General features: G+C 42.3%; 13 protein-coding genes. 8 read left to right on the top strand and 5 right to left on the bottom strand.

Features of this window, described 5'->3' with window-relative positions; translation table 11 throughout:
• Positions 1–192: 192 nt before the first annotated feature.
• Positions 193–1,188: a hypothetical protein gene (locus Q7A_RS08780; RefSeq protein ID WP_014706998.1), complete on the top strand. Its 996-nt coding sequence runs from the start codon at positions 193–195 to the stop codon at positions 1,186–1,188.
• A 506-nt stretch (positions 1,189–1,694) separates the two neighbouring features.
• Here Q7A_RS08780 and Q7A_RS08785 read toward each other — a convergent pair.
• The 3 genes from Q7A_RS08785 to Q7A_RS08795 form a co-directional block, all read right to left on the bottom strand.
• Entirely contained in the window at positions 1,695–2,972 is a 1,278-nt protein-coding gene (locus tag Q7A_RS08785) for an ATP-grasp domain-containing protein (RefSeq protein ID WP_014706999.1), read from the bottom strand.
• 392 nt (positions 2,973–3,364) lie between these two features.
• Positions 3,365–4,774, bottom strand: a complete 1,410-nt coding sequence (locus Q7A_RS08790) for a heavy metal sensor histidine kinase (protein ID WP_084227456.1) — start codon at positions 4,772–4,774, stop codon at positions 3,365–3,367.
• Positions 4,761–5,453, bottom strand: a complete 693-nt coding sequence (locus tag Q7A_RS08795) for a heavy metal response regulator transcription factor (protein ID WP_014707001.1) — start codon at positions 5,451–5,453, stop codon at positions 4,761–4,763. Before Q7A_RS08795 ends, Q7A_RS08790 begins: the two co-directional genes overlap by 14 nt.
• 318 nt (positions 5,454–5,771) lie before the next feature.
• Here Q7A_RS08795 and Q7A_RS08800 point away from each other — a divergent pair, with 318 nt between their 5' ends.
• The 6 genes from Q7A_RS08800 to Q7A_RS08830 all read left to right on the top strand — a co-directional run bounded on the left by Q7A_RS08800 (position 5,772) and on the right by Q7A_RS08830 (position 11,496).
• Positions 5,772–6,050: a hypothetical protein gene (locus Q7A_RS08800; protein ID WP_014707002.1), complete on the top strand. Its 279-nt coding sequence runs from the start codon at positions 5,772–5,774 to the stop codon at positions 6,048–6,050.
• Between the two features lie 32 nt (positions 6,051–6,082).
• Positions 6,083–6,646 (top strand): c-type cytochrome, encoded by a 564-nt coding sequence (locus tag Q7A_RS08805; RefSeq protein WP_044326388.1) that lies wholly within the window; start codon positions 6,083–6,085, stop codon positions 6,644–6,646.
• 62 nt (positions 6,647–6,708) lie between these two features.
• A complete protein-coding gene (locus tag Q7A_RS08810) occupies positions 6,709–8,487 on the top strand; it encodes a copper resistance system multicopper oxidase (RefSeq protein ID WP_014707003.1) in 1,779 nt (592 codons plus the stop codon).
• Positions 8,488–8,496: 9 nt separating this feature from the next.
• A complete protein-coding gene (locus Q7A_RS08815) occupies positions 8,497–9,246 on the top strand; it encodes a copper resistance protein B (protein WP_014707004.1) in 750 nt (249 codons plus the stop codon).
• Between the two features lie 40 nt (positions 9,247–9,286).
• Positions 9,287–10,612 (top strand): APC family permease, encoded by a 1,326-nt coding sequence (locus tag Q7A_RS08820; protein WP_084227458.1) that lies wholly within the window; start codon positions 9,287–9,289, stop codon positions 10,610–10,612.
• 395 nt (positions 10,613–11,007) lie between these two features.
• A complete protein-coding gene (locus Q7A_RS08830) occupies positions 11,008–11,496 on the top strand; it encodes a YHS domain-containing protein (protein ID WP_151903916.1) in 489 nt (162 codons plus the stop codon).
• Here the strand turns inward: Q7A_RS08830 and Q7A_RS08835 are convergent.
• Positions 11,493–12,191: a lycopene cyclase domain-containing protein gene (locus tag Q7A_RS08835; RefSeq protein WP_014707009.1), complete on the bottom strand. Its 699-nt coding sequence runs from the start codon at positions 12,189–12,191 to the stop codon at positions 11,493–11,495. The two genes, Q7A_RS08830 and Q7A_RS08835, sit on opposite strands and share 4 nt — an antisense overlap.
• Before the next feature lie 308 nt (positions 12,192–12,499).
• Between Q7A_RS08835 and Q7A_RS08840 the strand changes: the two genes are divergently transcribed.
• Positions 12,500–12,958 (top strand): hypothetical protein, encoded by a 459-nt coding sequence (locus Q7A_RS08840; RefSeq protein ID WP_041354473.1) that lies wholly within the window; start codon positions 12,500–12,502, stop codon positions 12,956–12,958.
• A gap of 153 nt (positions 12,959–13,111) precedes the next feature.
• Here Q7A_RS08840 and Q7A_RS08845 read toward each other — a convergent pair whose 3' ends face one another.
• Positions 13,112–14,014 carry a DMT family transporter gene (locus tag Q7A_RS08845; RefSeq protein ID WP_014707011.1) on the bottom strand — a complete coding sequence of 301 codons (903 nt, stop codon included), beginning with the start codon at positions 14,012–14,014 and terminating at the stop codon, positions 13,112–13,114.
• Positions 14,015–14,363 lie beyond the last annotated feature (349 nt).

Raw genomic sequence — 14,363 nt, forward strand, 5'->3', positions numbered from 1 at the left:
ATGAAAATTACGATTGGCTGTTAATACTGGACCATGTAGAGACAAGTAAAGTCCTAAAAAGGTATATATGACGTAAGAGCGGATTGAATAGTTAGCAATTTAACTATGATAAGCGGTGTATGAGATTGAACATAGTAATCATACCATGACCAGTTTAAGGTGGACTAATTGCCAAATAATACGGTTAAATATATGAATGATGATAATAATAAAACCACTATTAACAATATAATAATAGATATTTTCAGGTACATGCATAATACTGAAAACATACCTGAAATCAATGATCAGATTTTAGAAATATATTATGAATCTGCAAACTTGAAAACTCATCGGCAAGATATTTCAGTAAGTGGTTACACAGGATTTACTCATGAAGATTTGAGTTTAATCTGGGAGGAGGTGCTAAGTAGGTTTAAAGAAAGTGTTGAGAATAAAAATTCTTCATTTTCTTTACTGTTGTTCGACTATTTTACTGATATGGCAACGAACGATGAAGAGCATTCTAATCTGACTTCATTCTACTTATTAGTTAAACATACCAAATATCCGAATGCTGTTTACAAAATAACTCCCTCGATGAATTCTGAAGTAGCGTTATCACATACCTTAAAAAGCCATGAGTTATGTCATTATAAATTCATACGCTACGATCTTTCTCTAGAAGACCAACTACATACGGATACCAAAAAGATTAGAGATATTCTTACTGAAGAAATACTTGATGACTATTTAGGTCAGGATAAAACAAGGCTACTCTCTCAGTTATACAATAACTCTTGCCTTACAGAGTTAGTTGAGCTAAAAAAACTTAATGAACAATGTATTAATGAGGCCGGTGAGAAAGAATTCCAATTTTTAGACCAATTTTTGTCAGCTACCCCTTTACCAGTGATTGAAATTTTGGCGAACGAAAATACAAATTTAACCAATCTTAAGCTTTATATGGATACTTCATCCCCTCTGTTAGCTACATTTATACTCGATTTTGAGGATGGCCCCATTCATATTAAAGTGAAAGATATTGTGGAATTACATCCAATGTCTTATCTTTATTCGTCTTATTGGAATAAATTGTTGACATGCACAACTCCTTCACTTAAGAAAATTTATTTTGATGCGTTAACTCAGATGTACTACCGTGGTGAGATTAATCTCAAATTAACTGTTGTTTCTCTACAAACATAGCAATACCTGATTTAACACAGTCCCGAAGTAAATTATTACTTGCATGAAAGCTCCGTCGCTTAGCTCAACAGACACAGTCATAAATTTAATAAGAATTTAATGTGTGAGGACTAGTACTTCGGTGTTGGGGAATACACAAATACCACCTGTATATCCTAATAAACAAAAACCACATATAAAAACGACTATTAACTTAAATATTTTATCTGGCGGAGTCTGCCTCCTAGATAGTTCTGACTCTGAGTACGTTTCATCCGCAGCAGTTGCACAGATTAGTGGCGCTAAAGATGTGCGCATGGAACAAGTGACCGGTTTGCCGATGTTATCAATTAATCCGCAGCGAGAACATCTGACCCTGCTGGGACTGGACATTGCAACCTTACAAAATGCCTAGCAAATGGTCATTGGCGGTCAGGATCTGGGGCTGATTTATGAGGGCGATAAACTCTTCCGGCTGGTGATGCGGCTCGATAAACAATTACGCCGAGATGTTGATTCACATTCTTCTAACTTTGCTGCAAAAGTAGAGGTGCAAATCCACCACCCGGTGTACGTAAGTTGGTAGCTTGACCTCGATAAAGTCTTGCTGCAGCAAGTAATAATTCCCCTCGGTAGGTATACAATCGCACATCAACCTTAAGCATTTCACGTTCGTTATCAACCATCACAACACGTTCTGAGGGTGGCACATAGGCCTGTGCAACATAATCACTTTCAAGAATACATGCAAATGTGCTTTTGGTCAGCTTGCTGCCGCGATAGACACCCTTGCTGCCATGACCTGCCACCGGTTTAAAAAACCACTGCCGCCGTTGTTGCCAGAGTGATTGCTCATCATGGGCGGTAACCTGAATGGTGTGGGGAATACCCTTTTTTAAAAGTTCAGCATTTTCAGTACTTAACCCCCAATCTAGTAGAGTCTGCTGATCTGACATTAAGGCCAAGTTTCGCTTATCAGCAAATAGGGCGTGTGTATAAGGATTCGGGGTGATAACTGCTCCACATTCTAACCAAGCAAAACGCAAAGCAGCATGTTCAGGTGCATCTAGTCCAAAGTCGACCAGACGGTTGTAAACCAAATCGATTTTCTGGTTATCACCATACAAGACTCCTGATTCGTATTTGAGATCCGTTGGTGAAAGTATGACGGCATCAATGCCATGTTGGATGAATAGCTGTTGCGCGAGTTTGAACTCCGGATAGAGATGTTGTTCTTCCGGTGCATCGTCGATGATTGCAATTCGCTCAGGTTGTCCGCTACCTCTCTGGGCCCGCCATTCACTTATAAATTGCGCAATGACTGCTTCATCGAAATCTTTTGCCCAAGACGCCTGTGTATTGCCGCTACAACATTTTAGTTGGGCGCGAGTCAGGATGGCATTAAGAAAAGCGCCACCGGCATTGGTATTGATTTCGATAAGACGAGGACCATCCTCACTGAGGTGGAAATCATAGCCCATAAAAGCGCCTACTGGACCGGGATTATGCCGTGCACTCTCAGGTGCCCAAGACATGATCTGTTGCTGATATTCTGCAAGTGAAGCAGCGGATTCGATTGCCTTAACAATCGCCTGCATTTGTTCAAGATCAGAACTTGGAACAAAAATCGCGGCATTTGAGAAGAATTGGCGCATGCCCGAAGTAGACAGGATGCCTTCAGCGTTATCGCCCAATTGGTTGTTGAGATCGCGAATAATCGCTGACCAATCTAGAGTAACGCAGGTACAGTGATGGTTTAGCCGTTGTGATCTTGTCTGCTCTTGAGAACTATCGATTTTTTTCATTGATTCTCCTCTGTCGGAAAACGTTATATTAATGTCCAACGGTTAACTTTAAATCATAGGTGTTTAGTTTGATTAGTGACCGTTATTGCAATCTTTACCAGCCTGCTTAAAGCCCCTTTGTTGGACGTCCTCTATAGTTTAAACAGGATGAACATTCTGCCTGAGGCTTCCATAATCCTTGTAATAAGCAAAGGAAATCGTGAACACAAAAGAATAATTAACAAAGGCAGGTAGGGCAGAATATAGTTCGTATGCTCTACAAACGGTAAAAAAATGCCACTCCAATAAGTAAAAGTGTTGAAGCTGCGTGAAGCTTTATCTAGTATCTGAAATTGTTAATCACATTATATTTAATGTCGCTGATAGGAATAACCACCGACATATCCCAACCATCATTGAATAGCTTTAATCGTCGTGGGTAAATAGATGATGAATGCAGTCTTATCGCTTTTAGATGTGACTTCTACCCGCCCACCATGGGCATCAATAATAGAACGAGCAATGGCGAGACCAAGACCGGCACCTTCACCTTGTCTTGACCTAGAAGGATTTGCTCGATAAAAACGGTCAAAGAGATATGGCAAATGTTCAACTGGAATTTCAGGCCCAGGATTCTCAACTGTCAGGGAAACCTCGTTGTCTGAGAGATTTTTCAGTCGAACTAGTACTGATCCCCCAGATTTCGTATAACGAATGGCGTTGGAAAGTAGATTAGAAATTGCTCTGCGTAACATGGCTTTATCGCCTTGAATTTGCTGCACCTGACCTTCCAAGCTTAGTACTATATTTTTGTCCTCTGCTAAAGCTTCAAAAAAGCCAAATAATTTACTGACTTCATCGGATAAATCCAGCGGTGTTTGCTCAAGTTTGATTAAACCGTGGTCACTTTTTGCTAACCACAATATATCATTAATCATCTTTGCCAAACGTTCTTGTTCTTCCAAATTTGAGTACAATAATTCACGGTATTCTTCGAGTGTTCTGGATTTGCCTAAGCCTACCTGTGTCTGGATGATGAGATTAGTCAGAGGCGTTCGTAGCTCATGTGCAATATCGGCTGAAAAATGTGATAGCTGATTAAAGCTATCCTCTAGTCGACCTATCATGTGGTTGAATGAAGTCACCAAGTCCTGTAATTCCGATGGGACAAAAGATGGGGCAAGTCGCATATCTAGACGATCTGCTTGTATGTCACCCATTTTGTTCGAAAGTCTTCTTATTGGTGCGTGCGCTTTGTGCACGCCATACCAAGCAGCCAACAGGGTAACGGCCCAAGTAAGGACCATTATTAACCATAGCGTTAGACGAAATTTATGGAGAAATTGAAGGTGAAAGCCAATATCGATGGCAGTAATAACCAAGTAGTTATGACCCGCTATCGCATTGTGCGTGAGGACACCCCGAAATGTCTTATCGTCCGCATGCCAGACTTGTAGGTTACCGGCACTAATTTCTGTAACGTGGCGAAGGCTGTCCTTCACTATTGAAAGGTTTGCGCCGGCACTTTCGAAAACCACCTTATCTTGTTGATTACGTACTTGATAATAGACGCCATGATGTCCAGAGACAGCACCGAACAGCGCTTTACTAAGTTGTAAATTGCTGTCGTTATTATTTCGCAATACGTCTATGACAGCCTTATTAATAACGGCAACTTCTTCTGCATCCTGTTCAGCAAAATGGCGTTCGACCGCATTCAGTACAAGGATGCCAATTAAAAGTAAGCTTAAACCTACAGATGCGCCAACGAAAAACATTACCCTTGCAGCGAGCGAAAGGGGTTTTTGATTATAAGGCTTCATCAACGGGCTCTACGTCAAGTTTGTAACCCATACCGCGAACCGTATGGATAAGTTTCGGTTCAAAATCGTCATCAACTTTTGCTCGCAGGCGGCGTATTGCCACATCTATCACGTTGGTGTCAGAGTCAAAATTCATGTCCCATACCTGAGAGGCAATCAAAGAGCGTGGTAGAACCTCACCTTGGCGACGTGCCAATAACTCTAAAAGACAAAACTCTTTGTGGCTAAGATTTATTTTTTTACCTGCCCGCGTAACGCGATGCTTAGGTAAATCTAAAGTCAGATCTGCTACTTTAAGAAGCTCAGAAAAAGTTGAGGGACTGCCTCGGCGCAATAATGTTCTTATCCTTGCTAGAAGTTCGGCAAAGGCAAAGGGCTTAACTAAATAGTCATCTGCGCCTAATTCTAGGCCTTTAACGCGATCATCCACCGTGTCACGAGCCGTGAGGAATAGTACCGGCGTTTGGCATTCTGCTTCACGTAACGACTGCAAGATCCGCCACCCGTCAACATCCGGCAACATAACATCCAGAACGATCAAATCAAACGCTTCTGTCATTGCCAAATGATGACCATCTAGGCCATTTCGAACAAGATTGACCTGAAACCCGGCCTCGCTTAGTCCTTTTTGTAAGTAGTCGCCTGTTTTTACCTCATCTTCCACTAATAATAATCGCATAGACGAATACTCTCCCTAAATTATTTTCCAACAATGCTATTTGTTCAGAAATAACTACAGGATTACATAAGGATTACGTTTTTGTAATGTCTAGGTCATCAAGGTGACAGAATCGTCCGGTTAATCTTCAAAGTAGGTTGATTTAATAGTTGAGCCAACGCTGGTCAAGCGGAAATCAAATTTAATTTATCGTGATGTTGGCTCATCCAATTAAATGTAGCTTAAGAGGCAATGACAAGATTTAACTATGTGTTGCCGCTAATAATTTTTGCTTTAATCAAGTTATTCATACTTTTAATACTATTTAGGACTAACTTTATGAAATTTCAAACCTTGCCATATTTTGTTGCGTTGCCAGCATTAATGTTGGCTCTATCTGCTCAAGCTCATAACCCTGAAGAGCATATTAACAAAGGAGAAGCACCTAACTGTGCAGCTATGAAAGATATGGATCATTCTAAAATGGATATGAATGATCCAGTCATGCAAGCCATGATGCAGAAATGTATGCCTAAAGATGAAGTAATGTCTAAAGATGGTGATGCTGGCCATGATATGGAAGCAGGTGTTAAAAAACCTTCTGAGCATCAACATTAATTTCAGATAGCTGTTATAACTAAGTGATTAGTGTGCCATCTTCTAAGTTATTGAAATGCTTTAAATGTATTGTTGTTGTGTCAGGTCTGGTCGTATTGGCTGGATTAGGGTTCATTTATTCAGGCTATTACCCAATGGGGGCTGACAGTAAGCACACAAAGCTTACGTACTGGGCATTAGAAATCTTACGTGAACGCTCCATCAGTCGGGCTGCTCAGAATATTGAGGTGCCAACTGATCTTGATATACCTGCGCGATTACTTCGTGGTGGTTCAGATTATGCTGCTATGTGTGCAGGCTGTCATCTTGTGCCAGACAAAATGAATTCAGATTTCACTTTGGGACTGTATCCTGAACCACCTAATTTGACGGTGAAGCACTCAGGGCATGATGAGCCAAAAGTAGTCCAAGCCAGAGAATATTTTTGGATTATTAAACACGGCATTAAGGGCTCTGGAATGCCAGCCTGGGGGCCGGGCCATACTGACGAACAGATATGGAACCTAGTCGCTTTCTTGCAGCGACTTCCTGAATTGTCCCCCGAGCAATACCAGATTCTTACGGCTCAGGGATCTTCAAGTTCCCATAACCATTGACTGTAATGTGTAATACAGGCTTACGTTTAAGTTAAATCCAATTTTGTTAGGAGACGAATTCCATGGCAAATTCAATTGAAGAGAATCGTAGACGCTTTATTAAATCTGCCATTGGGACAGCATCAGCCCTTGTTTTAGCCAAAATGGCGCCGGCATGGGCTTATCCACTGGGTCGAAGCTATGGTGATGTTATTCATACGCAGAATGTGGTCGATCTGCATATTCGCCGCGAAGATATGAATGTTGCTGGAAGAATTGCTAGACCGATAACTATCAACGGTAGTATGCCAGGGCCTTTGCTCAGGTTGAAAGAAGGGCAGCTAGCCAGTTTACGTGTCAGTAATGCTTTGAATGAATCTACCTCCATCCATTGGCACGGCATTATTCTGCCGGAGAATATGGACGGTGTGCCCGGCGTCAGTTTTCTGGGTATCGACCCCGGCGAAACTTTTCACTACGAATATGATGTTAATCAGAACGGAACCTACTGGTATCACAGCCATTCTGGATTGCAGGAACAGTTAGGTCACTTAGGGCCGATTGTAATAGACCCTGAGGATGGTGATATTGGCGCAGATCGGGAACATGTGATTATCCTCAGCGACTGGACCTTTGAAGATCCCGACGAGGTTTTCCGAAATCTCAAGGTAGCCGAGGGTTATTACAACTATCAGCAGCGAACCTTGGGTGACACTTTCGACGATATTCGCCGACAAGGGCTTGCAAAAACATGGCAAGAGCGGTCCATGTGGAACAAAATGCGCATGAGCGCCAGGGATCTATTGGATGTAACCGGATCTACCTATACCTACCTGATAAACGGCCGCGATAATTCGACCAACTGGACAGCACTTTACAAGCCCGGAGAAAAAATTCGTCTGAGAGTTATAAACGGCTCTGCCATGACGTTCTTCGATTTTCGTATTCCGGGTCTCGAGATGACGGTTGTCTCTGCAGACGGCCAGCCGATCAAGCCCGTTACAGTAGATGAATTTCGAATTGGTGTGGCTGAGACATACGATGTCATCGTAACGCCGAAAAACGATCGTCCTTATACGCTTTTTGCGGAAAGCATGGATCGTAGCGGTTATGTGCGAGGTACGCTAGCAACAGAATTGGGGCAGGAAGCCCCAGTGCCCGAATTGCGACCAGTGCCTGAACGAGGGATGGCAGCGATGGGGATGCGTCATGAAATGGATGGGATGGACATGCAATCCACCAATAAAGAACAGCCTGGAATGGATGACCAACAAGAAATGGCCGAGGGCGGCCATGCTGGGCATAAGGCTGTGACGCAACAGCGACCTTCGGCGCCCGATCTTGGCATTGAACACGCGCCAGGTGGGCATGGTCCCGGTGCTGCCATGATTGCCAGAAACCCAGTCAGCCGTCTAAATGAGCCGGGTGTTGGCCTTGAAAATGTCGACCACCGAGTTCTGGTCTATGGCGACCTCATTGGAGCTCATCCTTGGCCTGATGATAGGGAGCCGGAGCGTGACATCGAGCTGCATCTCACCGGTAATATGGAAAAATATATGTGGTCTTTTGATGGTGTGAAATACACTGAAGTCGATGGGCCAGTGGAGTTTCATCATGGTGAGCGTCTGCGTTTGATAATGGTAAACGACACGATGATGGATCATCCGATTCATCTGCATGGCATGTGGATGGAACTTGAAAATGGCCAATATCCCCGTCCTCGAAAGCACACTATCAGTATCAAACCCAGTGAGGTCGTTTCATTGCAAATAAGTGCCGATGCTCCTGGTAGCTGGGCCTTCCATTGTCATCTTCTTTATCACATGAAAGCAGGAATGTTTCGAGTTGTCAGGGTCAGCTAAGGAGATGATATGAACAAACTTACAATCATGACAATGCTCGTTTTTATAGGAATGAGCACCACGGTCTCTGCCGATCACGCTGAGGATCACTGGCCCGAACCCATTGAGTCTTACCGAACCGGGCAGGTTTTATTTGATCGGCTGGAATTCACCCGTACAGACAATAATGAGAACCTAATCGTCTGGGATATGTTGGCTTGGTACGGTGGGGACACAAATCGGGTTTATTTTAAAAGTGAAGGTGAGAATAAACAAAATGATGGTGAACCCACAGAACTGGAAAGTACGGAGGTGTTAGCGAGCCGGTTAATTGCTCCTTTTTGGGAAATACAGGGCGGCGTTGGACTTCGTGGATCAATGGCATCGGATGCCGATCATGAACACTATCTAGTATTCAGTCTGTTTGGCATGGCTCCCTATCGATTTGAAATGGATAATTCACTTACCATTAATGAAGATGGCGACATAGCAGCATCACTTGAAGCCGAATACGACATACGCCTCAGTCAAGTTTCGTACTTACAGCCACGCTTGGAAGTTTCTGCTGGACTCACAGATGCCCAAGCGTTCGATCGCCCCAGTGGATTCAACGATGTTCGAATAGGACTGCGTTATCGCTATGAAATCTCTAGAGAGTTTGCGCCATATATAGGTGTTTATTGGAGCCGAGCCTTAGGTCAAAAGGCTAATCAAATCGCTGATGACGGGGGGGATAAAATCGAAACAGGTTTTGTTGCCGGGGTTCGGATGTGGTTTTAACTAGAGTAACAAAATTAGTAAAACTGAAGAGGGAGAGTTAATGACTAACAATGACGACAGAACAACGCATTATAAGGAGGGAAGTCTCACTTTAGCGGGAACAGTTATGCTCGGTACCGGGGTGATGATTGGTGCTGGTATCTTTGCGCTCACTGGGCAAATGGCGCAGATGACAGGTGTTTTATTTCCTTTAGCGTTTCTAGCCGCCGCAGTAATCGTTAGTTTTAGTGCCTATTCATACATCAAAATTTCTAACGCTTATCCCTCAGCCGGTGGCATCGGCATGTATCTGCATAAGGCATATGGTGACCGATTGCCAACTGCTTTCAATGCTTTACTGATGTACTTCTCAATGGTTATCGCGCAGAGCTTTTTGGCGCGGACATTTGGCTCTTATACCATGCAACTTTTTGGTGGTGATGATAGCGGCATGATGGTGCCTATACTTGGTGTGTCACTGATTTTGGCAGCTTTTTTGATTAATCTTTCAGACAATAGACTTATCGAGGGCGTGGCCTCTTTTATTGGTGTTTTGAAAATCGTGGGCATTCTCGTCTTTGGATTAGTAGGTATTTGGATCGCCGACAGTATATCAGTCGACTTCTCAAGCCCAGGAGAGGCGGGAACTTTTGGCAACTTCCTCGGTGCAACTGCACTGGGAATACTGGCCTTTAAGGGGTTCACCACCATTACCAACAGCGGTTCTGAGGTAAAAGATCCTAAACGCAACGTGGGTCGCGCCATTGTTATTTCCATCGCGGCCTGCGTGGTGATTTATAGCTTGGTCGGTTTTGCTGTGGCGAGTAATTTGTCGTTGGCAGAAATCATCAAAACACAGGACTATTCCCTTGCTGCAGCAGCACGGCCTGCCTTAGGTGAATATGGTGTGTGGTTTACGGTTGCTATTGCCATGATGGCGACTGCCGGCGGTATTCTGGCCAGCATTTTTGCTGTCTCAAGAATGCTGGCAATGCTGACGGAAATGAAACTGGTTCCGCATCGGCATTTCGGTATGCCGGGTAGTATTCAAAAACATACGCTGGTCTACACGGTCGTTTTAGGACTTATTCTGACGGCATTTTTTGATCTGTCTCGAATTGCTGCACTGGGTATCGTGTTTTACCTAATTATGGACATTGCCATTCATTGGGGCGTTCTTCGTTATTTGCGAGAAGACATTAACGCCAATAGATGGGTGCCAACTACCGCGATTATTTTAGATTTGCTCGCGCTAGGGGGCTTTGTCTGGGTAAAACTGAATACTGATCCATTTGTGATTGGTGTGGCGGTTGTTACTATGATTATTATCGCAGTTGCTGAGCAGATTTTCCTGAAAAGATCCGCTGAATTACATCATCATCATTAATTACAATATTTTACGTGGAGGGCAGTACCATGATGACTGATAATATTTTTGGTAACACCATGTACGCATGATATTGGTAGTGGATGCTGGTGTTTGCCATTGTCGTTGTTATTCCGGTTTGGCGTTTTTGTCAGCGTACAGAGTGCCCAGGTTGGATGGGAATACTGATATTGATTCCTTTCATTAATCAGGCATTACTGTATTTCATTGCGTTTACCGATTAGCCAGTAGAAAAAAGATTGAGATAAAGGCAGCCGAACACTGGTATGTTCACCATCAGGATTTATTGAGGGTCTAAGCTTATGGTCATCTTCAGTAGACATAAGTGCTGGTATTTTTGCTGTGACTAACAATCTTTTCTAGCGTTTCATATCTAATAGAAGAGCGAGGTTCTGATGTTTCCGTCAAAAAATTGTCCTGTTTGTGAAATGTCCGTCGCAGATAACAAATTATCTGTAAATTTCCGTGGCATTGATCTTTGGTTTTGTTCTCAACAATGTCAGGACAGATTCAACCAACGGCCAAGCTTATACATTGGTGATCCCAAGCATGGTAAATCAGTCAAGCAACATGGTGTAAGGGTTAATAAACAGAGACTTATTAAGCTTGAACTGCCTGACAATGAGGAGTTTAAAATTAAATTGATTAATGGTTTAAATTCATTGATGGGGGTGACGCAAGCTAAAATTAATCAAAAAGTGCTTGAAATTGAATACGATTTGGTTCAAATATCACTTGATGAAATTGAGCATTATATTTTGGCCTCGGGGGTAGATATGGAGCAGTCGTGGCTTGATAAGGTTCACGATGCTCTCCTTCATCTCAGTGAGGAAGGTGAATTGGGTAATCTCGGACACCCCTATAAAGACGATAGCAGTCATTAATTAAATCTGACTTGGTTTTTCCAAGTCAAATGTTCATAAATGCCCGTCCAGTAATATCCAAAACTGGCTGCAAAAAGTAACTCTTCCAAGGGTGTACCAATAAGAAACAGGCCACTCAGTGCATCCAGGTTCCATACACGTTCGATGTATCCCGGTGCAATGCTTTCAAGACCAAGGACAAAAATCGCGTAATAAACAAGAAATAGAACGCTTCCCCAAAAACTCTTGAGTGCAAGGTCTGGTCTGCACCAGCTATTGGCAATGCCTCCCGCGATCATCGCCATAATGGCCGGATAAATTGGATTCCAGTCGAAGAGCATCAAAACGGGAAAGACAATAAATGGGACCGTGATTGCGAATAGGTGGTGATTATGTCTTTGAGACAAACGTGCGGTTAGTGGGATTGGCTGCAACCTTTGTCGGGTCACCACATTATAGGCAACAGCCCCAATACCCCCGATGCCAAAGCAGAAAATCAAGCTCTCTATATCAAACCCGGTTTCAATCGCAAGGTTAAATAAGCTGGGAGGACTCCAATATTCTGGTACAAAGATCGGTTCAGTGAGTCCAAACAGCATAGTAATCAAACTTGCTTTCAACATCACTGACCTATATGTGGGAGCTGTCCAGTACACTGCTACCCAAGGAATAAGAAATGCAAGAGACCAAATTAACCAGACATATTGATCATTCATGACACATAATTCCTGATAATCGAAATTTGATTTAATTTGTAAGACGAACAACCAAATTTTTCTGTTGGGTTGAACTATAGAGTTAATTACAAAATCTTGATGTTAATTGTAATTGAAGTTTAAATTTTTTTATGTTATTTCTTACATTGATAGTAATTTTTATAAAAAAATATGTCTGTTGTAAGAGGGATTACCAAGCATTTTTAAGATCAATCCTCGCTTTTAAGTGAAGTAGTTCAACAATGAACCGCTTTACGTTTAACAAGCGATTTAAATAATGGCAACAACCAAAAAACCAGGAGTTTATTATGCAGGTTGAAACGTTAAGAGATGTCCTTCATTGGACAAGCGAGTTTCATCAACACCTTACTGAGTGTTTGAAACATTGTGCCGACAAGAATGAGAATGCTCGAGCACAAATGCTTCTCAAGTATTTATCAGAACATGAAGAAAAGCTTGGACATGTTGTTCACCAGTTTGAAGTCACAGGTAATGAACACGCGTTAAATACCTGGTGTTATGAGTATTTAAATAAACATCCAATTGTTCAACATCATGATTGTGATGCACCATTTTCTCAGCTATCGACTAGAGAAATCATGCAGGTAATTATTGATCAGCATAAACAGGTCATTGACCTGTATCGTTATCTACATGAACGCGCAGATATACCTTCGGCAAAAGAGCTGATGGAGACACTCAAATCCTTTGAAGAACATGAAATAATGCAGATGGTGCAGTCAGCAAATCGGCTGGAGGATTTATGAAACAACAGTCTTGAAAGAGAATGTCCTGCATCATTTTCATTACTGGCAATGAACAGAATACAGGTTTGTGCTCCATACAAATATAATCATGCTTAACTGAAATGTTAAGTATTAATAAAATAGAGGCACTCAACGATAAAACCTGAAGCCGTGTTAATGAGCAGGTTTTATTTTTCCATTTATGACCGTGACTAAGAAGATAGCTGTAATAATGAATGTAGCTCCAAGCCATTGAATGGTAGTTAATGACTCTGAAAATACGGTATGACCAAGGTATATTCCAAACACAGGGGTGAGGAAGTTATATACGTTAAGCTTAAAAAGTGGTGCATGTTGCATTAGCCAGAACCACAAAATAAACGGTAGCGCAGTTCCCAATAATGCCAATGCAAGAAGAATTAAGGTGTAATCCATTTTCCAGTCTAAAGAGTCCAGATTGGTGGTGTAAAAAGCCAAAATACCAAGAGGTATGGCACCAATGAATAACTGGAATCCCATTGCAAAAAGCACGTCTACTTGACCAGCAATTTTCTTAAGCAAGACATTGCTAACAGCACCGCCAAACGAAGCCATGAGCACAAAGATTATTCCCAATAGAACTTGCTTTTCTGTCTGCACCAGACTGTTCAAAGAAATTATGACTATTCCTGTAAATCCAATAACACTACCAATTAAATGTACTCCGGTCATTCTCTCCTTGAGAAAATACCAGCCCAAAATACCAGCAATAAGTGGTTGCATATTAGTAATGACTGTTGCAAGCCCGGGATTAAGCAAGCTGCCAGCATAAAACATGCCCCACAATCCCAGACTTGTCGCAGATAGACCTATGATCGTTATATATATCCAGAGCCTATAACCTCTTGGAAAAGGTCGATTTGTGAAATGAGCAATGAGCACGAGTACACAGCCTGCTATTACGGCACGCAAAAAAGCTGTCAACATAACGGGGGCATAAGGCAGACTGAGCTTAATAAGCGGATAACAAAGTGCCCACATCATCATCACCATGATTGCAGCAGAGCTCACAAATTTCAGGTGAAGGTTAAGTAACATGATAGAAAACCCTCAGATAGTGCATTGTCATCATAATGGCCTACAGATTCCTTTTTCTCAGAGCTATTTAAGCTTTTGTACTTCGCTGGGTTGGATTTTTCTAGTGGGACCTGATCACATACACTGTCCGAACAATAGCTAGCATTTGTTCCAGATCTGAGTTGGGAACACAAACAGCACTGTTTGAGAAGAGTTGATGCATTGCAGAACTGGTCAGGATCTCATCGGTATTTTTCACCGAGCTGATTAGCAAGATTATGAGCAATTTGGGGGCAATCAAGAATGACACAGACGCAATGCTGATTTAGCCTTTCCGCTTCGGTCTGTCGCGAGGAATTTGATGATATGG

This window comes from Methylophaga nitratireducenticrescens (genome assembly GCF_000260985.4).
Taxonomy (GTDB): Bacteria; Pseudomonadota; Gammaproteobacteria; order Nitrosococcales; family Methylophagaceae; genus Methylophaga; species Methylophaga nitratireducenticrescens.

Excerpts from the sequence above, each read along its gene's own strand:
- Q7A_RS08780 (WP_014706998.1), top strand. The coding sequence starts at position 193 with ATGAATGATGATAATAATAAAACCACTATTAACAATATAATAATAGAT.
- Q7A_RS08785 (WP_014706999.1), bottom strand. The coding sequence starts at position 2,972 with ATGAAAAAAATCGATAGTTCTCAAGAGCAGACAAGATCACAACGGCTA.
- Q7A_RS08790 (WP_084227456.1), bottom strand. The coding sequence starts at position 4,774 with ATGAAGCCTTATAATCAAAAACCCCTTTCGCTCGCTGCAAGGGTAATG.
- Q7A_RS08795 (WP_014707001.1), bottom strand. The coding sequence starts at position 5,453 with ATGCGATTATTATTAGTGGAAGATGAGGTAAAAACAGGCGACTACTTA.
- Q7A_RS08800 (WP_014707002.1), top strand. The coding sequence starts at position 5,772 with ATGAAATTTCAAACCTTGCCATATTTTGTTGCGTTGCCAGCATTAATG.
- Q7A_RS08810 (WP_014707003.1), top strand. The coding sequence starts at position 6,709 with ATGGCAAATTCAATTGAAGAGAATCGTAGACGCTTTATTAAATCTGCC.
- Q7A_RS08815 (WP_014707004.1), top strand. The coding sequence starts at position 8,497 with ATGAACAAACTTACAATCATGACAATGCTCGTTTTTATAGGAATGAGC.
- Q7A_RS08820 (WP_084227458.1), top strand. The coding sequence starts at position 9,287 with ATGACTAACAATGACGACAGAACAACGCATTATAAGGAGGGAAGTCTC.
- Q7A_RS08830 (WP_151903916.1), top strand. The coding sequence starts at position 11,008 with ATGTTTCCGTCAAAAAATTGTCCTGTTTGTGAAATGTCCGTCGCAGAT.
- Q7A_RS08835 (WP_014707009.1), bottom strand. The coding sequence starts at position 12,191 with ATGAATGATCAATATGTCTGGTTAATTTGGTCTCTTGCATTTCTTATT.
- Q7A_RS08840 (WP_041354473.1), top strand. The coding sequence starts at position 12,500 with ATGCAGGTTGAAACGTTAAGAGATGTCCTTCATTGGACAAGCGAGTTT.
- Q7A_RS08845 (WP_014707011.1), bottom strand. The coding sequence starts at position 14,014 with ATGTTACTTAACCTTCACCTGAAATTTGTGAGCTCTGCTGCAATCATG.